Raw genomic sequence first — 25,004 nt, 5'->3', positions numbered from 1 at the left:
CTCGACGGTCGCCGTGAGAGGCTTCCGAACCGACGCCGTCGTGCTTCGCATCGAACACCACCCGATCGGATTACTGTGTGGACGTGACCACGAACTCCGAAAGAACCGGCCCCGACGCGACCTCGCGGGTCCTCGGGCGGGTGACATCGGCCGGGGTGATGATGGCCGACGCGGTGGCCGAACGGCTCGCCGCCGGTGGTCTCGGCCCGGCACGTGCACTCGGCGCCACCCGCGAGGAGATCGTGCCGCACGTCCGCACATCCCCGCACCTGCGAGACGGGGTCTTCGACAACCCCGAGCCGCCGGAAGGATCCATCACCCCGGACCGGCAGGTACTCGCCGACATGGCACGCCGCCCGGGCCGGCCCCGACGGCCGGTGATGGTCACCGTCCCGACCTTCGACGCCCCGTCGCCCCTCGCCGTCACCTGGCTCGGACACGCCACCGCCACCGTCGACATCGACGGCGCGCGCATCATCACCGACCCGGTCCTGAGCCGGCGCTGCTCGCCGAGTCAGCTCGTCGGCCCGGGGCGCATGCACGCGGCCCCGCTGTCGGCCCGTCAGCTGCCCCCGATCGACGTCGTGGTGATCAGCCACGACCACTACGACCACCTCGACATGGACACGGTCACCACCATCGCGGCGACCCAACCCGAGGCCGTGTTCGTCACGACAATCGGCGTCGCCGCACACCTCATGGCCTGGGGGATCGCCGAAGACCGTATCCGGCAGGCGGATTGGTGGGACGAGATCGCCGTCGCCACCCGTGGTGGTGAGCTGCGGTTCACCTGCGGCCCGGCACGCCACTTCTCCGGGCGTTGGCTGGCACGCAACCTCACGCAATGGGGGAGCTGGGCGATCGCCGGTCACACCCACCGGGTCTTCTTCTCCGGCGACACCGGCCACACCGAACGATTCGAGGATCTCGGAGCGAAGCTCGGTCCCTTCGACCTGACGCTGATCGCCGTCGGCGCCTACGACGTCATGTGGCCCGACATCCACGTGAATCCCGAGGAAGCGTTGTCGGTGCACCGGATGGTGTCGCCGGGGTCCGGGGCCGATTCGGTGATGATCCCGATCCACTGGGGCACCTTCAATCTCGCCCGCCACCCCTGGGGTGAGCCGATCGCGCGGCTGCGCGCAGCCTCACGCCACGGCGACCCGACTGTGCTCGTCCCACAGCCCGGTGGTTCGATCGACCTCGAACACCGCACCGGAACCGGTGTGGCGCATCCGAGTTGGTGGGAGGTTTCGGCGTGAGCACCACGGCGGAGACGATCGAGCCGGGTCTCAGCGCGGCAGAGGTGGCCCAGCGGGTCGCCGAGGGCAAGGTCAACTCCATGCCCGACCGTTCGGGCCGAAGCGTGGCGGACATCGTGCGCGCCAACGTCTTCACGCGCATCAACGCGATCCTCGGTGTCCTGTTCGCCATCGTCGCGTTCACCGGCTCGCTCATCAACGGTCTGTTCGGTCTGCTGATCATCGCCAACTCGACGATCGGCATCGTCCAGGAGATCCGCGCCAAGCGCACCCTCGACAAGCTCGCCATCGTCGGCCAGACCCGGCCGCGGGTCCGGCGCGACGGTGAGGTCGTGGAGGTGGCACCCGACGAGGTCGTGCTCGACGACATCATCGAGATCGGCGCCGGCGACCAGATCGTCGTCGACGGCGAGGTCATCGAGGCCACCGCACTCGACGTCGACGAGTCGCTGCTGACCGGTGAGGCCGATCCGATCGACAAGGACCCGGGTGCGCAGGTCATGTCCGGCAGCTTCGTGGTCGCCGGTGGCGGCGCCTACCGGGCGACCAAGGTCGGTGCCGATGCGTACGCCGCGCAGCTCGCGGCCGAGGCCTCGAAGTTCACCCTGGTCTCCTCCGAACTCCGTTCGGGAATCGACCAGATCCTGCGGGTCATCACCTGGCTGCTCATCCCCGCCGGCATCCTGACCATCGTCAACCAGCTGTTCATCAGCGAGAACGGGCTCAAGCAGGCACTGCTGGGCATGGTCGCCGCGCTGGTGCCGATGGTCCCCGAGGGGCTGGTCCTGATGACCTCGATCGCCTTCGCCGTCGGCGTCGTGCGCCTCGGTCAGCGGCAATGCCTCGTCAACGAGCTCCCCGCGATCGAGGGTCTGGCCCGCGTCAACGTCGTGTGCGCCGACAAGACCGGCACCCTCACCGAGAACGGCATGCGGCTCTCCGAACTGCGCGTCGTCGGCAATGATTCGCCGGAGCTCGCCGGTGAGGTGCTCGCCGCGCTGGCCGCCCACGATCCGCGCCCCAACGCGAGCATGATCGCCGTCGCCGAGGCATACCCGACCCCGCCGTCGTGGACGGTGTCCGCGATCAAGCCGTTCACCTCGGCCACCAAGTGGAGCGGGATCTCGTTCGTCGACGAGGCCGGCGCCGACGTGGGCAACTGGCTGATCGGCGCACCCGACGTGTTGCTCGACCCCGCGGGGGACACCGCCCAGCTGGCCTCCGACATCGGTGCCACCGGACTGCGCGTGCTGCTGCTCGCACGCACCGACGTCCCCGTCGACACCGAACCCGCCGACGGCGTCGTCGCCCCCGGCGCCGTGACCCCGGTCGGGCTCGTCGTGCTCGAACAGCGGGTCCGACCCGATGCGCGCGGCACCATCGACTACTTCGAACAGCAGCACGTCGCGGTCAAGGTGATCTCCGGTGACAACGCCCGCTCCGTCGGTGCGGTCGCCGAATCGCTCGGACTCGGCTCGGCCGACACCTCCGTCGACGCGCGCAAGCTGCCCGAGGAGGAGGGCGAACTGGCCGACGTCGTCGAACACGGCATCACCTTCGGTCGCGTCCGTCCCGATCAGAAACGCGCCATGGTCAAGGCGTTGCAGTCGCGGGACAACACCGTGGCGATGACCGGCGACGGCGTCAACGATGTGCTCGCACTCAAGGACGCCGACATCGGCGTCGCGATGGGGTCGGGCAGTTCGGCTGCCCGGTCGGTGGCCCAGATCGTGTTGCTGGACAACAAGTTCGCCACCCTGCCTTATGTGGTGGGTGAAGGCCGCCGGGTCATCGGCAACATCGAACGCGTCTCCAACCTGTTCCTCACCAAGACGGTGTATGCGGTGCTGCTGGCGCTGTTCGTCGGTGTCGGCGGCGTGCTGGGCAGGCTGTTCGACTCGGATCCGCTGAGCTACCCGTTCCAGCCGATCCACGTGACGATCTCGGCGTGGTTCACCATCGGAATCCCCGCCTTCGTGCTGTCGCTGGCGCCCAACAACGAGCGCGCCCGCCGCGGTTTCGTGCGGCGGGTCCTGCTGCAAGCAGTACCCAACGGCATCATCGTCGGTCTGTGCACCTTCGTCACCTACGTGATCGTCAATCCGGGCGGTCCGGGAGTGGAGGTCGGCGGCGACGCCGTCGACCTGTCGCCGGCACAGACCCAGGCGGCCACCGCGTCGCTGATGACGCTTATCGCGATCGCGGTCTACGTCCTCGCCGTGGTCGCGCGGCCGTACAACTGGTGGAAGGTTCTCCTGCTCGCCGTCTCCGCCGGTGCCTACGTGCTGATCTTCGCGTGGCCGTTCACCCAGGACCTCTTCCACCTCGATTCGTCGAACTGGACGATGAACTCGGTCGCACTCACCTCGGCGGCCGTCGGAATCGTGCTCGTGGAAGCGGTTTCGCGGATCGTGCCGCGGTGGATCGCGAGCCACGGTTCGCCCGCGGAACACTCGGTTGAGGTGGGCGAGGCGTCGGCTGTGTGACGACGCCGTGCCGGCGACTAAACTCTGCGGCGAGTTGCCGGAAGAAGTCCGGCTCGTCGACACAGGAGACGTCATGGATCTCAAGGGACTCGTCAACAAGGCCAGGGCCGCGCTGCAGAAGAACCCGACCCTGATCGACAAGGGCGGCGACGCGATCGACAAGGTCACCAAGAACAAGTACTCGGGTCAGGTCGACAAGGCGCAGGACGCAGTGCGGAAGGCCGTCGGCGCGCCGGGACAGGGCACTCAGGGACAGACGCCGCCCGCCAACCCCGGGGAGGCGTTGCCGGGCCAGCAGAGTCCGCAACCTCGAAACCCGCAGAACCCGCAGTAGGTAGCAGGTCAGGCACCCGCCCGCGGGTGACGGCGATACCCCGACACCGTCGGGTGGCCGTCGAAGAAGAACCGCCACGCCAGGTCAGCCGCGCGTCGAACGCCGACGCGCGGCCCGGCGGCTACCGGCAGATCCGGGAGCGGTCCGCGCCGAGATGTGTCGAGAGTCACAGGCATGTCCGGATCGGCGAGATCGGTGCCGAGGTCGGCCATGGTGATCCCGAGGGCGCGGCACAGGTTCCCGGGACCGCTGGCGAGCCGGTCGTCGGACACCGGCGTCGAGCGCGCGGCCCCGCGTCGGGCACGTGCCAGCTCCACCCCGTCGACCACCTCGCCGGCCCGAATCAGGACCGCCGCCGCAGGTCCCGTCCCCCTCACCACGATGTTGGCGCAGTGGTGGCCGTGGATGCGGTACACGTACAACCGGCCCGGCGGGCCGTACATGATCTCCGATCGTGCCGTTCGCGTGTATGCATGCGACGCGGGATCGTCGGGGCCGGCATAGGCCTCCACCTCGGTGACCTGGATCGTCACGCCGTGACCGGTCAGGTGCGCACCGAGCAGCGCCCGGGCCTGATCGGCGACCGGCGCGGGAGAGTCGGAGGTGCGGACACTAGGCTCTGGGACCATGGCGAAGACGAGTGACTCCATCGAGGTTGAACTGTCTCCGGAAGATACCTGGGCGGCCGCGTCGGACCTGTCCCGGTACGACGAGTGGCTGCTGATCCACGACTCCTGGCGCAGCCCGATCCCGGCCTCCGAGGACCTGGCCAAGGGCACAAAGATCGCTTCGGTCGTCGTCGTCAAGGGCACCAGGATCCGCTTCGACTGGGTCGTCGAGAAGTTCGACCCGGTGTCGCACGTACGGCTGAAGGGGAGCGGCAAAGGCGGTGTGAAGGCCAAACTCGATCTGGGCATCGTTCCCACTTCGAGCGGATCGGAAGTAACCTTCACTGTTGATCTGGGTGGGTTGCCGCTGATCGGGCCCGTGGGTAAGACCGCGGCCCTGGCGGTAGCGGGGGATCTACGAAAGTCGCTGCAGCAATTCCGAGAGGTCTTCAGCTGACCCGAGCGTGACGTCGCGCGGGGCACATCCGCCGCCGCGCCGACGCGGCTGCGGGTGACAGCGATGCGTCAGGCGGTGCGAGAACACCGCCACAAGAGGGGAACGAGAAAACTATGGGGCGTCACAGCTCAGATGCCGACCGCGGCGGGAACGATTGGGGCCGGGCTGCCGCGAGCAGCGGGGGACCCGCGGGAGACGCGAGCCGGTCCGACGACGACTTCGGCTTCGAGCACCGCGAGGCCGGCAGCGGTCGCCGTGGGGGTTGGCTGTGGGCGATCATCGCCCTGGTCGCGGTCGTCGCGCTGGTCACCGGCGTGATCATCTGGCAGGCCGGTTCCGGCGGCTGCGGTGACCGCACCCGAGTGGCCGTTGCGTCCGACTACGCGATGACCGGCCCCCTGCGTGAGGTGGCACGGCAGGCATCCGCGGACTCCTGCTACGACTACGACGTCCAGACCGCCGCCGGCGCCGATGTGCCCGGCCTGCTGACGCAGGGCGCCGCGGCCCCCGACCTCTGGGTCGCCGACTCGCAGGTCCAGGCCCGCCGCGTCACGACGCAGGTCCGTCGCGACCTCGACCTGGTCGCACCCTCCGTCGCCTCGACCCCGACCGTCGTCGCCGGCGAGAACGTCCCCGAACTCGACACGTGGGTCGAGGTCATGAAGCTCCCCGACCTGCGGACCGGCAGCCCGGTCGACACCAGCACCGGTGACGCCCCGATCATCGGTGCGCTCGCGGCCGTCGACGCCGGCGAACTGCCGGAGGAGAAGTTCACCGAGGCCATGACGGTCCTGGCGATCCAGCAGAACAACGCGCGTCTCACCAACGACAACGAGGGCACCCGTCTCAATCTGGCGAACACCTCGGGTGTGCCGGTGGTGACGACCGAGCAGCAGTACGAGCTGTTCATGCGCACCCACCAGGGGTCGAAGCTCAAGTCCTCCATCCCGGCCGCGGGCACCGTCATGCTCGAGTACCCGCTCGTGAACACCGCATCCGCCGCACGCCAGCAGGTCGCCGACGAGGCCGGTGCCGCGCTCGTGGCGGCCCTCGACTCCGACGCCGGCCGCAAGGCGTTGTCCGACGCCGGCTACCGCGATGCCGACGGAAACGGGGTCGGCGAGCCGGTGAAGGAGCTCGAGCTGCGCGATCCGTCGTCGGTCGACAAGGCCCTGCGTCAGTGGCAGGTTCTCGGCGTGCCGATCCGCACCCTCGTCGTACAGGACACCTCGGGTTCGATGGCGACCCCGGCCGGCGGGACCACCCGCGCGGGATTGCTGATCGACGCCTCGCAGACCGGTCTGAAGCTGTTCCCCAACAACACGATGATCGGCGGCTGGGCGTTCAGCGTCGACAAGGGCGGCAACGGCCAGGACTGGGTCGAGATGGCCCCCATCCGACGACTCGATGCTCGCTCGGGCGGCGGTACACACCGTGAGGCGCTCGGCAAGGCGGTCGAGGAGGGGCTGTCGGATCTCGGTGGCGGGACCGGCCTCTACGACACCACGCTCGCCGCGTTCAAGAAGGTCCAGGACACCTACGACCCGAACTACTCCAACAGCGTCATCATCATGACCGACGGGCAGAACGAGGACCCGAACAGCATCGGTCTCGACGAACTGCTCGCCGAGCTGAAGCGACTCGAGGACCCGGCGCGTCCCGTCCTGGTCCTGACGATCGGCATCTCCGACGACGCGGACTCCGACGCGCTCAAGCAGATCGCCGAGGCCACCGGCGGCACCACCTACATCGCCGAGAACGCCGCCGACATCCGGACCGTGTTCGTCGACGCCATCCAGGCACGCGTGGCCGCGGCCGGTCGCTGACCGACAGAGGTCACCGGAGGCGAGGCGCGGGCCATCGGGCGATCAGGGACAATGGGCCGATGACCTCCACTTCGAGCCCTGTCCCGTCTGATCCCGAGCTGTCCGGGTCGGGCCGTTCGTCGGTTCTGTTGCGCACCGGCGGCGTCGTCGCGGCGATGGCCGCCGTCGGTCTCGTCGCCGGGGCCTGTTCCTCCGACGACTCCGGCTCCGGAAGCACGACCACTGCCGACACCTCCACCGCGACGGTGGCCGAGGGCGCGACGGGCGAGCAGTACAAGGACGGCGAGTACACCGCGGAAGGCGGATACATCTCGCCCGGCGGACCCCAGAAGGTCGGCGTCACCGTCACGCTGTCGAACGACGTCATCACTGCGGTGTCGGTCGACACGAGCCAGACCAAGGGCCCGTCGGTGGAGTACCAGGGCAAGTTCGCCGGTGGGATCTCGGATGTGGTCGTGGGCAAGAACATCAACGACATCGACGTCGACAAGGTCTCCGGATCGTCGCTGACCTCGGGCGGTTTCAACGAGGCGATCGAGAAGATCAAACAGGAAGCCATCAACTGAGGCCGACCGGTTTGACCTCTCCTGGCATGGATTCCCCTGCGGCCGTTCATGACTGGGTGTTCGACGCGATCGGCACCCGGTGGACGGTCACGACACCGGCGCCGCTGTCCGCCGATGTCGTCGGCGCGGTGCGCGCCGAGATCGATCGGATCGACCTGGCGTGGTCCAGATTTCGCGACGACTCGACGGTCGCCGACATGGCCCGGGCGGCAGGCCGCTACCCGATCGCGGACTCGGATCAGCCGCTCGTCGACTGGTATCGAAGGCTGTACCGGCTGACCCGTGGTGCGGTCACGCCGCTGGTCGGGCAGACGCTCGCCGATGCCGGGTACGACGCGGAGTACACACTGCGGCCCGCGGCTTCGGTGTCCGCGGTCCCGGCGTGGGATGAGGTGATCTCCGGGCACGACGCCGCGCTGGAACTGCGCCGACCCGCGCTGCTCGATGTCGGCGCGGCGGGAAAGGGTTTCGCGGTCGACCGGGTGGCGACGATCGTCGCGCAGGCCACCGAAGACTTCGTCGTCGACGCCGGCGGTGACATGGTCGTCTCTCCCCGGACCCGCCCGTTGCGGGTGGCGCTGGAACATCCGATGGACCCGAACAAGGCGATCGGTGTGGTGACCCTCGACGCCGGGGCGATCTGTGCGTCGGCGAGCAACCGCCGGGTGTGGGCGGACTGGCATCACATCGTCGACCCGCGTACCGCCTCGCCGGCGTGGGAAGTGCTGGCGACGTGGGTGATCGCGCCGTCGGCGATGGAGGCCGACGGGTTGGCGACCGCGCTGTTCTTCACCCCGGCCGCATTCCTGCGCGGCGACTTCGACCATCACGCCGAGGGCTTCCATCATGTGACCATCCGACGCAACGGGAGTGTCGAGCACACGGCGATCCCCGGATTGGAGTTGTTCCTGTGACGACGGCGGTTTCGACGAGATCCACCTCGGTTCTCCCGCGGCTTCTCGCCCCGTTCGATGCCGCGCGGCGACACCTCACCCCTTACCGGGCGGTGTTGTGCGGGCTGGTCCTGCTCGCAGTCGCGGCCTTCGTGGTGTCCGCGGTCGACGCCGATTTCGGTTACGGACCCGACGAACTCGCGGCGTGGCTGCTGGTGGCGGTCGGGGTGAGCGGCGCGGCCACCTATCTGTTCGCTGCGATCTTGCGGGTACCGCCGAACTCCGACTCCTGGCTCATCACCGGGCTGATCCTGTTCTTCGTGGTACCGGGCGGGTCGGAGGACACCGCGATGGCGACCATTGCAACGGCGGCGGCGATCGCGGCGGCGTCGAAATATGTTCTGGCCTGGCGGCGTCGGCTGATCCTGAACCCGGCCGTCGCCGGTGCCGTCGGCTGCTACGCGTTGGCCTACGCCGGCGTCGAGGGACTGAGTTTCCCGTTCTGGTGGGTGGCGGCCGAGCCGCTGCTGATCCCGATGATCGTCATCGGCGCGGCCGTGGTCACCCTGATCCGCGAGTGGCTCCTCGTGGCGGTGTTCGTCGTCGCGTCGCTGGTGACGATCGGGGTGGTCGAACTGGTTCGCGGCGGCCAGGATCTGTCGACGTGGATCGTGTCCTCCCCGATGCTGTTCGTCGCGGCCATCATGCTGCCCGAACCGTTGACCTCTCCGGCGCGACAGCCGCATCGGCTGATCTACACGGCCCTGGTCGGGGTGCTGATGCACTGCCAGTACACGGTCGAGGTGACCGACTCGTACACCCTGGCGTTCGTGCCGGAGGTCGCGTTGCTCGTCGGCAGCCTCTACGCCTTTGCCGTGCGCCTGGCGACGCGCACTGCGCGCCGGGTGCGGCTCGACGTCGAGACGACGCCGTTGGCGGACCGCACCTATGCGCTGCGCGGCGAACCCGCGGGTGGCGCACCGTCGTTCCGGGCGGGGCAGTGGTCGAGTGTGAGTGTGCCGCGGTGGTCGGCGCCGGTGTGGGCCGGCTCGCGGCGGGTCTTCTCGTTCGTGTCCGCGCCGAAGGAGGTGCCGGTCGAGTTCGGTTTCACGGTCGCGGGGGAGCCGTCGTCGTTCAAGGCCGCGCTCATCGACGGCCGTGCCCGGCGGACCTGGGTCGACGAGATCGGCGGCGACTTCGTCCTGCCGCGGGCGTTCCCGGGCAAGGGTAGGGTCGTGCTCCTCGCGTCGGGTGTCGGGATCACGCCGTTCGTCTCGATGATGCGTTCGCTGTCCGGCGATCTGTCGGGCCTGACCGTGGTGCATGTACTCCGCGAACCGGGACGGGCGGTCTACGGCGACGTGCTGGAGAACGCAGGGTCGAAGGGGGCGCGCGTCATGACGGTGGTCGCACCTGAACTCGCCGACGGCGTGGACGATGCCGACCGACTGGCCGAGCTCGTCGGTGCGAACATCGACGGCGCGGACAGCGACGGTGCGCACTACTACGTCTCGGGCCCACCGGCATTCGTCGAACGCACGTCGTCGACGATCCGGCACCTCGACCCGGCAACGAGATTGCGCCCGTGGCGCATCCACACCGACTCGTTCACCGGTTACTGATGGGCTTCGAGTACCCCTGCGAGATCCTCACCTTCGTGGTGTCCCCGAAGCACGCATACTTCGGGCGGCCCAAGGACGGTCCCGCCGACGAGGTCGAGACCCTCACTCCCGACTCGGTGGAGATCGTCGCCGACAAGGGGATTCGCGGCGACCGATTCTTCGGCGTGAAGGCCCACACCGAGGCGGCGGTGACCTTCCTGGCGATCGAGGCCTGGACGGCCGACGCCGGGAATGCCGATCCCGTACTCGCCCGACGCAACGTCGTCGTCCGCGGCATCGAACTCGATCCGCTGCGCGGCCGGGAGTTCGAGCTCGACACCGGTTCCGGGCCCATTCGCTTCCGCGGCGGGCGTCCGGCGCACCCGTGTTCGTGGATGGACACCGTCGCCGGAGAGGGCGTGCGCAAAGCTCTCATCGGTCGCGGCGGATTGCGTGCCCAGCCGTTGACGTCGGGGACCCTGGACCTCGGTCCCGCCACGATCATCACCGACGTCGAACTCGACGCCACCCGAGCCGCCGACCAGGTGAAGCGGGCCCAGCCTTTGTGACGCGCTACCCCGCCAACGCCCGCAGGAAGAACCCGAGGTTGGCCGGTTTCTCGGCGAGGCGTCGGACGAAGTAGCCGTACCATTCGGTGCCGTACGGGATGTACACGCGCACGCGGGCTCCCGACCCGACGAGGCGTCGCTGCTCGTCGGTGCGGATGCCGTAGAGCATCTGGTGTTCCCAGCTGTCGGGGGCGCGGTCGAACTCGGCCGCGAGGATCGTCGCCGCTTCGATCATCGTCGGGTCGTGGCTGGCGACCATAGGATAACCGTTGCCCTTCATCAGGATTCGCAGGCAGCGCAGGTAGGCCTCGTCGATCTGACGACGGTCGGGGTAGGCGATCGCGGGTGGTTCGGCATAGGCGCCCTTGCACAACCGGATTCGGGCGCCCGAAGCTGCGAACTCGGCGCAGTCGTCCTCGGTGCGCCGGAGATACGCCTGCAGCACGGTCCCGACGTCGGGGAAGTCCCGTCTCAGCGAGCGCACGATGGCCAGACGCTCGTCGACGGTTGTGTGATCCTCGGCGTCGATGGTGACCAGTGCACCGGCCCGATGCGCTGCCGCGGCGATGGTTCGGGCGTTCTCCTCGGCGATCTTGGCGCCGTGTTCCGGGAGACGCTGACCCAGCGCAGTGAGTTTCAGTGACACCTCGAGTGCACCCGGGGGCGCCGTACCCAGGCCCCGCATCATTTCCAGCAGAGACACATATGCGGCGACGGTGGCATCGGCCTGGGACTCCTCGGTGGTGGCCTCGCCGAGGAAGTCGATCGTCACGGCCAGTCCGTCGTCGAGCTCGCGTCGGATGGCGGCGAGGACGTCGTCGAGCGTTTCACCGGGCACGAACCGTCGCACGACCTTCTCGGTGACCGACCAGCGCTGCGAGATCTGTTTGATCCGTTCGCTGCGCGCCGCGGCGGTGATCGTCGGGCGCAACAGGGTGTCGAAGACCGTGCTCAACTGGTGACCCCCGTGAAGTCGGTGCTCATGTGCGGATACCGGGACGTCGTCGGCGGGTTGAACGTCTCCTTGATGGTGCGGGTCGACGTCCAGCGCAACAGGTTCTGCTTCGACCCCGCCTTGTCATTGGTGCCCGACGCCCGACCGCCGCCGAACGGCTGCTGGCCGACGACGGCGCCGGTCGGCTTGTCGTTGATGTAGAAGTTGCCGGCCGCGTTGCGGAGCCGGTCCGATGCGAGGGCGACCGCGGCCACATCGGTCGCCATGACCGCTCCGGTGAGCGCATACTTCGCCGTGGTGTCGACCAGGTCGAGAACCGTCTCGTAGTCGGCGTCGTCGTAGACGTACACCGCGAGGATCGGGCCGAAGTACTCCGTGGAGAACGCCTCGTCCCGTGGGTCGTCGGACAGCAACACGGTGGGGCGCACGAAGTATCCGACCGTGTCGTCGACCTGACCGCCGACGGCGACCGTGAGCGATGGGGCAGACTTGGCGCGGCGCAGCGCCACGACGTTCTTGTCGAAGGCACGACGGTCGATGAGGGCGCCGCCGAAGTTCGACAGATCGCGCACATCGCCGTAGCTGAGTTCGGCGGCCTCGCTGAGGAAGTCGTCGCCCATCTTGTCCCACACGGACCGGGCGATGTAGGCGCGCGATGCGGCCGAACACTTCTGGCCCTGGTATTCGAAGGCGCCGCGGATCAACGCCGTCCGGAGGGCGTGCGGTTCGGCGGACGAATGCGCGACGATGAAGTCCTTGCCGCCGGTCTCGCCGACCAGTCGCGGGTAGTTGCGGTACTTCTCGATGTTGTTGCCGACCTCGCGCCAGAGGTGCTGGAACGTCCGCGTCGACCCGGTGAAGTGGATGCCGGCCAGGTTCTCGTCCGCGAGAACGACATCCGACACGGCACGTCCGTCGCCGTGGACGAGGTTGATCACCCCGGGCGGCAGGCCGGCGGCCTCGAGCAGGGCCATCGTGTACTGGGCCGCGTATGCCTGTGTGGGCGAGGGCTTCCACACCACGGTGTTGCCCATCAGCATCGGCGCGGTCGGCAGGTTCGCGGCGATGGCGGTGAAGTTGAACGGGGTAACCGCGTAGACGAATCCGTCGAGCGGACGGTGATCGAGCCGGTTCCAGACCCCGGGCGAGGACACCGGCTGTTCGGCGAGGATCTCGCGGGCGAAGGCGACGTTGAACCTCCAGAAGTCGACGAGTTCGCAGGGTGCGTCGATCTCGGCCTGCTGCACCGACTTCGACTGGCCGAGCATCGTGGCGGCGGCGACCCGTTCCCGCCACGGACCCGACAGCAGTTCGGCTGCGCGCAGGATCACCGCGGCTCGGTCGTCGAAGCTCGTGTGGGCCCAGTCCTCCTTCGCGTCCATCGCGGCGTCGACGGCGGCGCGGGCGTCGTCGTGCGTGGCGTTGGTGAGGAAGCCGAGAACCTCGCGGTGCGCGTGCGGCTGCACGACGTCGATCTGTTCGCCGTGGCCGAGATGCAGGCGTCCGCCGATGATGTGTGGCAATTCGCGTCGGCCCGCACCGGACTGGCGGGTGAGTTCGCTGATGATCCGGGTGCGCTCGGGAGTGCCCGGGGCGTAGGTGTGCACCGGCTCGTTGGCCGGTCGAGGGGGAGTGGTGATGGCGTCCATGACGTCAGTTCACTGCGGAGGGCGTTCCGGCGATATGGCCGATCGGCAAACCGATCGGACTTAGCCTTGTCCGTATGGACAAATCGCCGGGTGTAGCGCTCGGGCGGCTCATCCTGGCCCTCGATCGGACGGTGGCGACCCTAATCACCGCGCCGCAGGGACTCGACGTGCCGGTGCGAAGCCTGGCGATGATCGACATCGACGACGTCCACTTCGGCCTCGGTCGCGCGGCACGGTCGGCCGACGTGTTCTTGCTCGTGGGCCTGCCTGACGATGTCGCCACCGAACTCCTGGCCGGCCTCGGTGTCCATCGCCCTGTCGCGGTCTTGAGCAAGACGGCGCCGGCGACCCTCACCGACCTCGCCGATCGGCTCGGCATCGCGGTCGTCGCCATCGACCCGCACGCGCGGTGGGAACGCATCTACAACCTGGTGTCGCGCGTCCTCGACACCGCGCGGCGTTCGCCGGACGGCGGCGAGTCGATGGAGTCGGGCGCCACCGGCGATCTCTTCGAACTCGCAGCCGAGGTGGCCCGTCGCACTGGCGGGCTGGTCAGCATCGAGGACGAGCGGTCGCATGTGCTGGCCTACAGCACGGCCGGCGACGAGGCCGACGAGTTACGGCGGTTGTCGATCCTCGGTCGTGAGGGCCCGCCGGAGATGCTTGCCTGGCTCCGGCAGTGGGGTGTGATGGACGCGGTGCGCACGTCGGCGCGGGTGGTCGCGGTCGACGCGCGCACCGACCTCGGGCTTCGGGAACGCCGCGCGGTCGCGATCCGCGCCCCGGGCACGGCCGAGTTCCTGGGGGTCGTCTGGTTGCAGCGTGGGGCCGGACCGTTCGCCGACGACACCGACGAGGTGCTCATCGGTGCGGCCGCGGTGGCTGCCCGGGTGATCGCCCGTCGTCGATCCGCGGGGACGGAACACGACGAACTGGTGCGTCGGCTCCTCGGTGCACGCGGCGACATCGTCGACGTCGACGCGCTCGCCGCCCAGCTCGGCATCGACCCGGCCGTCGCGGTGGTTCTCGTCGGGTTCGCGACGACCGGTTCGGCCGACGATGCCCCGGTCCCGTTGGCGGAGAACGCCACTCGTATCTCCGCGCTCACGCTGCACGCCAGCGCGTTCAGTCCGCTGTCGGTGACCGCGACCATCGGCGACCGCGCCTACGTGGTGCTGCCCGGGGTGACCGACGACGCCGCGGTGGAGTGGGCACGGGTGTCCGTCGATGCCACGGATCGGCAGTTCGGGATGCGGATCCGCGCCGTGGTCGCCGGACCCCGAAACCTCGCCGCGGTACCGGAGCTGCGCGCCCAGATCGACCGCGTGCTCGACGCGGCATCGCTCGAGGGCGAACTGATCGACGACGTCACCACCGTCGCCGGCTCGCGCACCGGCGTGCTTCTCGGCGAGATCGTCGCGCTGCTCGCCGAGAACCCCGACCTCGTCGACCCGCGGGTGTCCGAACTCGCCGACCTCGACGCACGCACCGGCAGCGATTTCACCGTCTCACTGCGCGCCTACCTCGACCGTTTCGGTGACGTCCGGTCGGCCGCCAACGACCTGCACGTCCACCCGAACACGTTGCGCTACCGCATCCGTCGGATCGAGACCCTCACCGGGATGGACCTCGAAGACCCCGCGACCCGGCTCGTCGTGGCGTTGTCGTTGCGGGTGCGGTAGCTCGGGTGACCACCCGCGAGACGTCAGAGAATCGTGAGCATCTCGTTGTAGGTGGGCAGCGGCCAGAGGTCGTCGGCGACGATGCTCTCGAGCGTGTCCGCGACCTCGCGCACCGCGGCGGTCGCCGGGATCAGGGTCTCGAGTGCGTACTTCGACTCCTCGTAGGTGCTGTCCCCATGCATCCCGGCGATACCCTCGTCGAGAGTGACGATGGCGACCTGCAGCTTGCCGATCAACTCGGTGAGCTCGACCAGAAGCGGTGTAGGAGCCTCGATCCCGGCCATCTTCAACGACGCCGCGGTGCCGGCCAGTTCGCCCTGGTAGCGGATCGCGGCGGGCATGATCATCGTCTTCGCGATCTCTGCGGTCTCCTTGGCCTCGACGAGGATGGTGAGGGCGTAGTACTCGAAGATGACGTCCTCGCGGGCCTCGAGCTCGCGGGCCGACAGCACCCCGTACTTCTCGAAGATCTCGATGACGTCGTCCGAGGTGTACTCGGTGACGGCGTCGACGGTGGTGCGCAGGTTCTTCAGGCCGCGGGCGGCGGCTTCCTCCTGCCACTGGTCGGAGTATCCGTTGCCGTTGAAGATCACCGCACCGTGGGCGTTGATGATCTCCTGCAGCACCTTCTGGACGGCGTCGTTGAGGTCGGCGCCGTCGGCGAGGAGCTTCTCCAGCTCGGTGGAGATGTGGTCGATGGAATCGGCCAGGATGGTGTTGATCGCGACCATCGGATCGGAGATCGACTGATTGGAACCCGGTGCGCGGTACTCGAATCGGTTCCCGGTGAACGCGAACGGGCTGGTGCGGTTGCGGTCGCCCGGATCGGCCTTCAGCGGCGGCAGGGTGTCGACGCCGAGTTCGAGGACGCCGGCCGCCTTGGAGCCGGTGGCGCCGCCCTTGGCGATCTGCTCGAAGACGTCCATCAACTGCTCGCCGAGGAAGATCGAGATGATCGCCGGCGGAGCCTCGTTCGCGCCCAGACGATGATCGTTCGACGCCGATGCGACGGCGGCACGCAGCAGGCCGCCATAGAGGTGGACGGCGCGGATGATCGCACCGCAGAAGGTGAGGAACTGCATGTTCTCGTGCGGGGTGTCGCCCGGGTTGAGCAGGTTGCCCTGATTGGCGTTGCCGAGCGAGAAGTTGACGTGCTTGCCCGAGCCGTTGACGCCGGAGAACGGCTTCTCGTGCAGCAGGCACTTCATCCCGTACTTCTCGGCGACCGCCTTCATGGTGGTCATCATCAGCTGCTGGTGATCGTGGGCCAACACCGAGCGCTCGAAGACCGGCGCGATCTCGAACTGGCCGGGGGCGACCTCGTTGTGGCGGGTCTTGGCCGGGATGCCCTGCTTGAACAGCTCGCGGTCGAGTTCGATCATGAACGACAGCACACGTTCGGGGATGGCGCCGAAGTAGTGGTCGTCGAATTCCTGACCCTTCGACGGCGGGGCGCCGAACAGGGTGCGGTTGGAGGTCATCAGGTCGGGGCGGGCGTAGAAGAAGTGCTCGTCGATCAGGAAGTACTCCTGCTCGGCGCCGGCGTAGGAGACGACGGTGTCGACGTCCTCGTGGCCGAAGAGCTTCAGCAGGCGCATCGCCTGCTTGCTCATGGCCTGCTGGCTGCGCAGGAGCGGGGTCTTCTTGTCCAGCGCCTCACCGGTCCACGAGATGAAGATCGTGGGGATGCACAGGGTGTTGCCGTTCGGGTTCTCCAGGATGTAGGCGGGGCTCGTCACGTCCCAGCCGGTGTAGCCGCGCGCCTCGAAGGTGCCGCGCAGACCGCCGTTGGGGAAGCTCGACGCGTCGGGCTCACCCTGCAGCAGGGTCTTGCCCGCGAACTCGGCCAGCGATGCACCGCTCGAATCGGGTTCGAGGAACGAGTCGTGCTTCTCCGCGGTGAAACCCGTGAGCGGGTAGAAGACGTGCGCGTAGTGCGTTGCGCCCTTCTCGATGGCCCAGTCCTTCATCGCGACCGCGACGTAGTCGGCGAGGGTCGGGTCCAGCGGACAGCCGGTGTCGATGGTCGCCGCGACCGCCTTGAAGACGTGCTTCGGCAGGCGCTTCTTCATGACCGACAAGCTGAACACGTTGCGTCCGAAGGTGTCTGCCAACGGCTCGGTGAATCCGGGTGCCGACACCTCGTAGGTCGTCACGGCCTCGATGGCCTGACGGCGGGACATGCTGCCACTCATGGTTACTCCTGGTGTTTCTCGTCGACACCATCAGGTCGGCACGACGAAGTCGCTGGGTTCGCGATTGCGAGCGAGTCGACGCTATGAGCTGGGTGTATGCGCCCCGTTGCCCCCGTGTGACGCTGAGGAAAACTGATGGCGCAGAGCGGATTCGTCCGTTCGGATGATCCCGCTCCCCGAGGTCAGCGGTTCACCGCAGCGTGGCGTCGTCGCCCATCACGGCACCCTCACGGCGCGGGTCGGCGCCGCCGATCCATCCGGAGTCGTGGCGCATGATCGCGCTGAGTCCGCTGGACTGTTCGTCGACGGACACCTCTTCGCCGCGTTCGCGGAGACCCCGTACGAGGGGGTCGTTCGCGCCGTCGTCGGTGATGTCGACCAGGGGATGTTCGCCGCCGACGTTCGACGTCGGGGTGTTGGCGGAGCCGAAGTCGATCATCGACACCGCCTGCTGCGGGTTCAGGCCCCAATCGAGCATTCCGACGAGCGTCTTGACGACGAACTGGATGATGACCGATCCGCCCGGGGAACCCAGCGCGGCGACCACCTGCGCGGGGGCGCCGTCGGTTCCGGGCTGCATCACCAGGGTCGGCGCCATCGACGAGCGCGGACGCTTGCCGGGCGACACCCGGTTCGCGAGCAGTGCGCCGTCGTCGTCGCGCGGTTCGGCGGAGAAATCGGTGAGCTGATTGTTGAGCAGGAAGCCGTCGACCATGTGGTAGCTGCCGAACGCCGATTCGATGGTCGTCGTCATCGATGCGACGTTGCCGTAGCGGTCGGCGACGGTGATGTGGCTGGTGCCGTGTTCGGTCCCCGGATGCGAACCGAGCGGGACCGGCCCGAGGTCCCCGGCCGGTGCCTCACCCAGGGAGGAGTCGGGTTCGATCAGCCCGGCCCGCTCCTTCAGATAGGCGGGATCGAGCATGGTCTCGACGCCGCGCCCGGGCAGCGGAACGAAATCGGGGTCGGCGACGTACGTGTCGCGGTCGGCGTAGGCGAGTCGCTCGGCCTCGGTGATCAGGTGCACCGCAGCGGGATTCGGCCTGCCACCGTCTGCATCGAGCTCCGTGGGGCCCATCGTCGGCAGGTCGAAGTTCTCCAGGATGCCCAGCGTGGAGGCGACGGCGATGCCGCCCGACGACGGTCCGGGCATGGCGACGATCTGGCGGCCGCGGTACTCCGTCACGATGGGTTCGCGGGCGATCGCCCGGTAGTCGCGCAGGTCGTCGACGGTCATCAGGCTCGGCGTCATACCGCCGGCGGTGCTGCCCGCTTCGGCGACGATCGCCCGGGCGAGCGGGCCGTCGTACATCGCGTCGGCGCCGTCGGCGGCCAGAACGCCAAGAGTTTTGGCGTACGCCGGGTTGACCAGGTCGGTGCCCGCGGGCTTCGCCGTGCCCTCGCCGGTCAGGAAGTAGGTGCGGGCCTCCTCGTCGGCCTTCAGCTCCGGTGCGGAGGCGGCGATCGCCCCGGCCAGTCGTGGGCTGATCTCGAAACCGCTGTCCGCCAGGGTGATCGCCGGCTCGAACAGGTCGCGCCAGGCCTGCTTGCCGTACTCGCCGTGGACCATGTCGAGCATCCGCAGCACGCCGGGGACGCCGATCGATCGTCCCGACGCGCGGGCACTCGGTACGGGCGGCGCCGGGTCGGTCGGGGAGATCTGCGTCAGGTAGGTCTCGGTGGCGGCCGCGGGTGCCGTCTCGCGGCCGTCGAAGGCGCGCACCGTGTTCGACGCCGCGTCGTAGTAGAGGGCGAAGGCGCCGCCGCCGATACCCGACGACTGCGGTTCGACGAGCCCGAGCACCATCTGCGCGGCCACCAGGGCATCGGCCGCGGTGCCACCGTCGCGCAACACCTCGCAGGCCGCGCGAGTGGCCAGCGGATTGGCCGTCGCCGCGGCGTAGGTCCCGGTCCGGACCGGCTTCATCCCGCTGCGGTAACCCGAAGCGATCTCGGGTCGGGTCGCGATGTCGGTGGGGGCGGCCGAGACCTCCTGGGCGTCGATGAGCTCGCCGTTCGGGATCTCCGCGCAGGTGACCGGCGCGGCGGACGGTTCGTCGGCGTCGGACCCGCACGAGGCGACGACCAGCGTGGCAGCGACCGCGACCACCGTCAGCCGGAGGCCGCGGGATCCGAGATGATGACTTCCCCGACGGCGTCTCATGGACCTCAGCGTACGGTCACCGCGCAGGGCGGACCGACCGAACGGCGATGCCTACCCCGACCACCGCGAGCCAGGCGAAACCGAACGAGAGCAGTCGTGCCGACCCGACCGCGTCGGCGCCGAAGCTGACGAGCAGACCGGCCGCAGCCGACCCGACGGTGTTGGCGACCATCTGCACGGAGTTGATGCCCGCCGATGCGCGCGCGGCTTCGGCCTGGTCGTCGGTGATGCCCATGGCGGCGGTCGCGATGTGCGGGAAGGCCATGCCGATGCCCATGCCGGCGACGACGAGGCAGACATACCAGCCGGCGATCGCGATCGGTGCGGTCGAGGACTGGAGGAGGCCGTAACCGGCCAGGCCCGCGGCGAGGAATGCCGGCCCCGCGACGCGGGCGGCCGATGCCGAGCGGCCGTGGGCCCACGTGCTGCTGGCTATCTGCGCGACCGTCCACCCGGTCGACAGCGCGGCCGGCAGAAGACCCGCGGTGAAAGGTGACAGCCCGCCGACCTGCTGGCCGAACAACGGGAGGAAGGCCTCGGCGGTCGACCCGGCCGCCAACACCGCGATCGAGAGGTAGATCCACTTGAGGGGATTGCCCACCGAATAGGTGAGACGGGGGAGCAGGCCGGTGTCACCGCGTCGATCGACGGCCACGAACCCGAGCAGGGCGAGCAACGCGACACCGCCGAGAACCACGACCGCCGTCGTCGAACCGGAGATCGCGGCCACCGAGACCGCGCCGGCTGCGACGGTCACCGCTGTTAGCGATGCCCATGGCAACGGGTGCCGGTCGCCGGAGCCGCGACCGCGCGGCAGCACCCGGGCGGCCACCGCGGCGATGGCCAGCGTGACGACGGTCAGGAACCAGAAGGAGCCCCGCCACAATCCGACCTCGGCGAACATGCCGCCGATCGCCGGACCCACGATGTTGCCGACACCCCACATCGCCGAGATCATCGCCACGGCCCGGCCCCAGATGCGCTGCGGCAGGGCGATCTGCACGACCGCGAACGCCAGGCCGGTGAGAAGTCCGCCGCCGAGTCCCTGGATCAGCCTGCCGATCAACAGGATCGGCATGGTCGGGGTGAGCGCGCAGACCAGTGAGCCCGCGGCGAACGCGGAGAACCCGATCAGATAGGCGCCCCGGGCGCCGAACTGGGCCAGCGCGCGCGTCACCAACATCGACGCCACGACGGAGGCGATCAGGAAGACCGTGACGACCCAGGCGTAGAACTGTTCGCCGCCGATGTCGGCGACGGTGCTGGGCAGCGAGGCCGAGGTGAGGAAGGTGTTGATGGCGAAGACGAGGATGCCGCCGGCGAAGACCGACACCGCGGCGCGGTGTTCACGGGCGAGGAGTTCGGACCATCCGCCCGTTGACGTCGACACCGTCTGAAGGAATATCGGACCCGGCGACGGGGGTCAAATCGGTGGGCCGTGTCCCGCGCCCGGAAGCGGTACCGACCGCATAGTGTCGATCGGGAACAGCACGGCCACACCGGGCCGGGCACGCGAGAACGGGGTAGAGCGTGGGAGTGGTACGTCATCAGGCAGTGGTCGATGCGCCTCGGGACAAGGTCTTCCAGTATGTCGACGGGTACCAGAACGTTCCCGAGTACCTGATGGGGGTGACCCGCTTCGAGCCGCGGACCGAGCAGACCCAGGGTCTGGGCTCCGTCTTCGAGCTGACGATCGACGTCGGTCCGAAGAAGCTCAAGTCGGTCGTGGAATGCACCCGGTACGTCGTCGACGAACTGATCGAACTCAAGGCGATCGAGGGTTTCCAGGCCGACACCACCTGGCGGTTCCTCGACGCGAACAAGGGCACCGAACTGCAGGTGGAGTTCAGCTACACCCTGCCCGGCGGCATCGCGGGTCGAGTGCTCGGTGGCATCGTCGGGCCGTTCGCCGCCCAGGCCATCAAGCACACGGAGGCCACCATCGCGAAGAACGTGGTCGCCGGGGGCTGAGCACGTCTCACGTCCCGGTGACCCCGTCGGCGGTGTCGTCGCCGTGCGCGACGACCCGATTCGGCAGGTTCCTCGAGAAGAGCAGCGCCAGCACGAGCAGCACGAACACGATGAACAGGGCCTGCTGGATCGCGGCGACCTGCGCGTCGGCGTAGGCCTCCGACACGGCCTGCGCGGCGGACTCCGAGCCGCCGGAGTCCAGGACCAGGGTGCGTGCCTGATCCGCCGAGATGATGGGCACCCCGGCGTCGTCGACGGTGGAGACGATCTGCTGTTGCTCTGTGGCGGACAGTGATTCGGTGTCGCCGACGGTGGAGAGGAAACCCGACGACAGCAGGAGGATGAACACCGAACCGGCGACCGCCGTACCGAACGACGAGCCGAGGTTCTGGAAGGTGCCCTGTAGTCCGCCGACCTCGGAGGTGTCCTTCTCCTCGACCGCGGACATGTTGACGTTGCCGAGCTGGGAGGCGAGGAGGCCGAAACCTGCTCCGACGACGAACATCCCGATGGCAAAGGCCACACTTCGCAGGTCGACTCCGACCGCGGCGATCACGAAGAGGACGCCCAGGGCCATGATGATCTGCCCGCCGCGGGCGATGAAGCGGGCGGAGCGTCGTGCGGTGAGCCAGGATCCGAGGATCGAGAACAGCACGAGCCCTACCGATAGCGGTAGGATCTTGACCCCGGTCTGCAGTGCATCGCGCCCTTGCATCGTCTGCAGGTAGACCGGCACCACGAAGAACAGCGCGGCGATCGCGAAGTACTGGGCCAGGAATCCGCCGAGGCCGCTGCGCAGCGCGGGGATCCGCAGCAGTTCGACGCGGAGCAGTGGTTGCCGGTCGGTACGGGCGAGCGTGCGTTGACGGTCGACGAACAGCCACAGCACGACCACGCCGATCAGCAGCAGATAAGCGACCGGGGATACGCCCAGCGGGGCGATCTCGGTGCCGCCGACCTCCGGCGGGTGCTGCGGCTTCAACCATCCCCAGGTCTTCGACTGCAACACTCCGTAGACGATGAGGGCCAGGCCGCCGGCGGATGCGAGGACGCTGAGCGGGTCTATTCGTACGTCGCGGTCGCGCTCGACGTCGTGGATGAGTCCCGCCGCGAACAGGACGACGACCATCACCACGGTCTCGGCGACGAAGACGTATCGCCACGAGGCGTAGGTGGTCATCAGACCGCCGAGCAACGGGCCGACGGCGGCGGCGAGTCCGGTCACCGCGCCGAGGACCGAGAAGGCGGTGACCCGGGCCTTTCCGGTGTAATTGATGGCGGCCAGGGAGGCGATCGCCGGTATCACCAGTACTGCGCCGAGACCCTCGACGAGGGACCAGCCCAGCATGAGGACGGTCAGGTTGGGGCTCAAAGCCGTCGTGAGGGAACCGATCCCGTAGATGACGGCACCGATCTTGAAGGCCCGCGCGCGGCCCATGAGGTCGCCGAGTTTGCCACCGGTCAACATGAACGCCGCCATCGTGAGGGCGTAGAAGGTGATCGCGGCCTGCATGCCGGTGATCGAGGTGTCGAGATCGGCTGCCACGACCGAGATCGACACGTTCATGACGGTGCTGTCGAGCACCATCACGAACTGGGAGACCGCGAGGATGACGATGACCGACCACGAACGCATCGCGGAACTCCCCTCAGCTGGAAAGTGATCCGACGATTGTCCCAGCCGGGAGCCGTCAGCGCGGCGGATCGAGCATCGGGACGAGGAACCGTCTCGCGATGTCGGCCAACTGGGCGTCGTCGGTGATGTCGACGACGCGACTCGGCACGGTGAGGAACGACGCCGAGATGCGCACCATCATCTCGGCCACGATCTCGATGTCGAGGTCCTCGGAGATGTTGCCCGCCAACTGTTCTCGTCGTAGTTGAGCGGCCACGAACTGTTGCACGACGGAGAGCAGGAGGCCGTCGTCGCCGATCATCGATTCGATGAGCATGCTCGACTCGGAGTCGGCCATCCCGCTGATCAGGGGGTTGCTCGCGACGGCCCGCAATGATCCGACAAATCCGACGACCACGCGCTCGGCCACCGTCTGCGCGGCCGGGATGTCGGTGCGGAACTGGTCGAAGTAGCGCCGGAACTCGCGCAGCACCACCTCGTCGACCAAAGCGTCCTTGGTGGCGAACTTCCGGTAGAGGGTCACCCGCGTGACGCCCGCGTTCTTCGCGACCTTCTCCATCGGGGTCCGCTGGATGCCGAGTCGGCAGAAGAGGTCGAAGGCGGCGTCGAGAAGACGTTCGGCCGTCGGGTCGGATTCGGTGTCGGTGGGGTTCACGGACCCGAGGAACGCGCGGTGGATCACCGAGCTCGACGACGAACCGACCGGCATCAAGCCCGGACCGGGGATGTCCGCAGCGGACGACGGCATCGGCGATTCCCTTCGGTGTGGCGATCGATCTGCCCGGATCAACGATCGCAAATCCGAGAATGTCGGTGTGTCCTGAGTCTCTCGATGCTATCAAGGATACAAGGTTACGAAGATTGTCACATTGATACATCGGACTGAACGGGACGGGGCCATGCACGATCTGAACAGGCGCAAGCTACTCAAGGCAGCAGGGGTCGTCGGAGCGGCCGGGGCGGTGGCCGCGGTGGCCCCGGCGACCCCGTGGACGTGGTCGCCGGCGAACTCGCTGCCGGGCCGCGGTGCGGGCGCCGACCCGCGCACCCTCTGGGACGACGAGGCCGACCCGGTGATCGCGAAGGTCATCGACAGTGGTCAGGCGCCGAAGGTCAACAAGCTGCTGCGGACCTGGCACAAGAACTCGCAGCCGCTGCCGGCCGGGCTGCCGCCGGAGCTGCGCGACTTCATGGAGCACGCGCGGCAGCTGCCGTCGTGGACCGACCGGTCCAAGCTGGCCGCCGCGGTGAGGTTCAACCAGAAGCGCGGCACGTACCTCGGCATCATCTACGGCTTCGCGAGCGGCATGATGAGCACCCTCATCCCCAAGGAGGCGCGGGCGGTCTACTACTCCAAGGGTGGATGGGACCTCAAGGACCGCATCTCCAAGACCGCCAAACTCGGCTACGACATCGGATCTCTCAACGCCTACCAACCCGACGGCGAGATGGTCGTCACCTGCCTTAAGACCCGGATGGCACATGCCGGCGTCCGACACCTCCTCCCGCAGTCACCGCACTGGGTGCACTCCGCATCGGAGGATGTGCCGATCAGCCAGGCCGACATCATGGTGACCTGGCACAGCCTGCCGACCACCGTGATGCGCAACTTCGAGAAGTGGCAGGTGCCGATCGCCGCCGACGAGTCGGCGGGCTTCCTGCATTCGTGGCAGATCACCGCGCACATGCTGGGTGTCAAGGATGAGTACATCCCGGCGTCGTGGAATGCCGCCGAATCCCAGGCGAGGCAGGTGCTCGACCCGATCCAGCACCCCACGCCGGAGGGTCGCAAGCTCGCGGACATGCTGCTCGACCTGGGTATGAATCTGGACCTGACCCTGCTCTCACGCGGAGTGCTCGGGGCGTTGACCCGATTCATGCTCGGCGACAAGGCCGCCGACGGGCTGAACATCCCGCGCGAACCCGTGTGGACGCCGCTGCTGGAGACGGCCTGGACGCCGTATGTACTGGTCCGTGAAGGCCTGCTGAACGTCGGGATGCCGCGCGAGGCGTACTGGATGATCGACGAATTCCTCCGCCAGTTCGTCCTCTTCTACATGTCGGAACTGCGGATGCCGATCAACATCGAGATCCCGGTGTTCAACAACCCCAAGTACCGGTGACTGCGGCGATCGACTCCTTTTTACCGC

At 68.3% G+C, this 25,004-nt stretch carries 20 protein-coding genes; 12 read left to right on the top strand and 8 right to left on the bottom strand.

From position 1 onward, the window contains the following. The first annotated feature begins 77 nt into the window (after positions 1 to 77). The 3 genes from M1L58_RS10905 (at position 78) to M1L58_RS10895 (ending at position 4,082) form a co-directional block, all read left to right on the top strand. Positions 78 to 1,262 (top strand): MBL fold metallo-hydrolase, encoded by a 1,185-nt coding sequence (locus M1L58_RS10905; RefSeq protein WP_248658907.1) that lies wholly within the window; start codon positions 78 to 80, stop codon positions 1,260 to 1,262. Further along, positions 1,259 to 3,748: an HAD-IC family P-type ATPase gene (locus tag M1L58_RS10900; RefSeq protein ID WP_248658906.1), complete on the top strand. Its 2,490-nt coding sequence runs from the start codon at positions 1,259 to 1,261 to the stop codon at positions 3,746 to 3,748. Before M1L58_RS10905 ends, M1L58_RS10900 begins: the two co-directional genes overlap by 4 nt. A 73-nt stretch (positions 3,749 to 3,821) precedes the next feature. Next, positions 3,822 to 4,082, top strand: coding sequence for an antitoxin (locus M1L58_RS10895; RefSeq protein WP_006868283.1), 261 nt, complete (start codon positions 3,822 to 3,824; stop codon positions 4,080 to 4,082). 8 nt (positions 4,083 to 4,090) lie between these two features. Here M1L58_RS10895 and M1L58_RS10890 read toward each other — a convergent pair whose 3' ends face one another. After that, positions 4,091 to 4,732, bottom strand: a complete 642-nt coding sequence (locus M1L58_RS10890; RefSeq protein WP_248658905.1) for a DNA-3-methyladenine glycosylase — start codon at positions 4,730 to 4,732, stop codon at positions 4,091 to 4,093. Here M1L58_RS10890 and M1L58_RS10885 point away from each other — a divergent pair. From M1L58_RS10885 to M1L58_RS10860, 6 genes are all read left to right on the top strand, one after another. Then, on the top strand, positions 4,710 to 5,147 hold the full coding sequence (locus tag M1L58_RS10885) for a type II toxin-antitoxin system Rv0910 family toxin (protein ID WP_040536921.1): 438 nt from the start codon (positions 4,710 to 4,712) through the stop codon (positions 5,145 to 5,147). The two genes, M1L58_RS10890 and M1L58_RS10885, sit on opposite strands and share 23 nt — an antisense overlap. A 113-nt stretch (positions 5,148 to 5,260) precedes the next feature. After that, positions 5,261 to 6,973 carry a substrate-binding domain-containing protein gene (locus M1L58_RS10880; RefSeq protein ID WP_248658904.1) on the top strand — a complete coding sequence of 571 codons (1,713 nt, stop codon included), beginning with the start codon at positions 5,261 to 5,263 and terminating at the stop codon, positions 6,971 to 6,973. Between the two features lie 59 nt (positions 6,974 to 7,032). Then, positions 7,033 to 7,539 (top strand): FMN-binding protein, encoded by a 507-nt coding sequence (locus M1L58_RS10875; protein WP_248658903.1) that lies wholly within the window; start codon positions 7,033 to 7,035, stop codon positions 7,537 to 7,539. 26 nt (positions 7,540 to 7,565) lie between these two features. Continuing rightward, positions 7,566 to 8,453, top strand: coding sequence for an FAD:protein FMN transferase (locus tag M1L58_RS10870; RefSeq protein WP_248658902.1), 888 nt, complete (start codon positions 7,566 to 7,568; stop codon positions 8,451 to 8,453). Next, positions 8,450 to 10,054, top strand: a complete 1,605-nt coding sequence (locus M1L58_RS10865) for an FAD-dependent oxidoreductase (protein ID WP_248658901.1) — start codon at positions 8,450 to 8,452, stop codon at positions 10,052 to 10,054. The genes M1L58_RS10870 and M1L58_RS10865 overlap by 4 nt, the downstream gene beginning before the upstream one ends. Next, positions 10,054 to 10,602: a molybdenum cofactor biosysynthesis protein gene (locus M1L58_RS10860; RefSeq protein ID WP_248658917.1), complete on the top strand. Its 549-nt coding sequence runs from the start codon at positions 10,054 to 10,056 to the stop codon at positions 10,600 to 10,602. The genes M1L58_RS10865 and M1L58_RS10860 overlap by 1 nt, the downstream gene beginning before the upstream one ends. A gap of 4 nt (positions 10,603 to 10,606) precedes the next feature. Here M1L58_RS10860 and M1L58_RS10855 read toward each other — a convergent pair whose 3' ends face one another. After that, a complete protein-coding gene (locus M1L58_RS10855) occupies positions 10,607 to 11,557 on the bottom strand; it encodes a proline dehydrogenase family protein (protein ID WP_248658900.1) in 951 nt (316 codons plus the stop codon). Next, on the bottom strand, positions 11,554 to 13,206 hold the full coding sequence (gene pruA / locus M1L58_RS10850; RefSeq protein WP_248658899.1) for an L-glutamate gamma-semialdehyde dehydrogenase: 1,653 nt from the start codon (positions 13,204 to 13,206) through the stop codon (positions 11,554 to 11,556). Before pruA ends, M1L58_RS10855 begins: the two co-directional genes overlap by 4 nt. Before the next feature lie 74 nt (positions 13,207 to 13,280). Here pruA and M1L58_RS10845 point away from each other — a divergent pair, with 74 nt between their 5' ends. Continuing rightward, on the top strand, positions 13,281 to 14,888 hold the full coding sequence (locus tag M1L58_RS10845; RefSeq protein WP_248658898.1) for a PucR family transcriptional regulator: 1,608 nt from the start codon (positions 13,281 to 13,283) through the stop codon (positions 14,886 to 14,888). A 23-nt stretch (positions 14,889 to 14,911) separates the two neighbouring features. Here M1L58_RS10845 and M1L58_RS10840 read toward each other — a convergent pair whose 3' ends face one another. The 3 genes from M1L58_RS10840 to M1L58_RS10830 all read right to left on the bottom strand — a co-directional run bounded on the left by M1L58_RS10840 (position 14,912) and on the right by M1L58_RS10830 (position 20,637). Beyond that, positions 14,912 to 17,083, bottom strand: a complete 2,172-nt coding sequence (locus M1L58_RS10840; protein ID WP_248658897.1) for a glutamine synthetase III family protein — start codon at positions 17,081 to 17,083, stop codon at positions 14,912 to 14,914. A gap of 190 nt (positions 17,084 to 17,273) precedes the next feature. Next, positions 17,274 to 19,247: a gamma-glutamyltransferase gene (gene ggt / locus M1L58_RS10835; RefSeq protein ID WP_248658896.1), complete on the bottom strand. Its 1,974-nt coding sequence runs from the start codon at positions 19,245 to 19,247 to the stop codon at positions 17,274 to 17,276. A gap of 16 nt (positions 19,248 to 19,263) precedes the next feature. Then, positions 19,264 to 20,637 carry an MFS transporter gene (locus M1L58_RS10830; protein WP_248658895.1) on the bottom strand — a complete coding sequence of 458 codons (1,374 nt, stop codon included), beginning with the start codon at positions 20,635 to 20,637 and terminating at the stop codon, positions 19,264 to 19,266. 140 nt (positions 20,638 to 20,777) lie between these two features. Here M1L58_RS10830 and M1L58_RS10825 point away from each other — a divergent pair, with 140 nt between their 5' ends. Further along, positions 20,778 to 21,218 carry an SRPBCC family protein gene (locus tag M1L58_RS10825; protein ID WP_154884308.1) on the top strand — a complete coding sequence of 147 codons (441 nt, stop codon included), beginning with the start codon at positions 20,778 to 20,780 and terminating at the stop codon, positions 21,216 to 21,218. A gap of 7 nt (positions 21,219 to 21,225) precedes the next feature. Here M1L58_RS10825 and M1L58_RS10820 read toward each other — a convergent pair whose 3' ends face one another. Then, the gene (locus M1L58_RS10820; protein WP_248658894.1) at positions 21,226 to 22,854 is read right to left on the bottom strand and encodes an MFS transporter; all 1,629 of its coding nucleotides are present in this window, start codon (positions 22,852 to 22,854) and stop codon (positions 21,226 to 21,228) included. Positions 22,855 to 22,909: 55 nt separating this feature from the next. After that, a complete protein-coding gene (locus tag M1L58_RS10815) occupies positions 22,910 to 23,602 on the bottom strand; it encodes a TetR/AcrR family transcriptional regulator (protein ID WP_006868301.1) in 693 nt (230 codons plus the stop codon). A 151-nt stretch (positions 23,603 to 23,753) separates the two neighbouring features. On the opposite strand from M1L58_RS10815, the gene M1L58_RS10810 reads away from it, so the two are divergent. Then, entirely contained in the window at positions 23,754 to 24,977 is a 1,224-nt protein-coding gene (locus M1L58_RS10810) for an oxygenase MpaB family protein (RefSeq protein ID WP_248658893.1), read from the top strand. The last annotated feature ends 27 nt before the right edge of the window (positions 24,978 to 25,004 follow it).

Source organism: Gordonia sp. C13, from assembly GCF_023218005.1.
Taxonomy (GTDB): domain Bacteria; phylum Actinomycetota; class Actinomycetes; order Mycobacteriales; family Mycobacteriaceae; genus Gordonia; species Gordonia namibiensis.
This window is presented reverse-complemented; position numbering and strand designations above follow the sequence as displayed.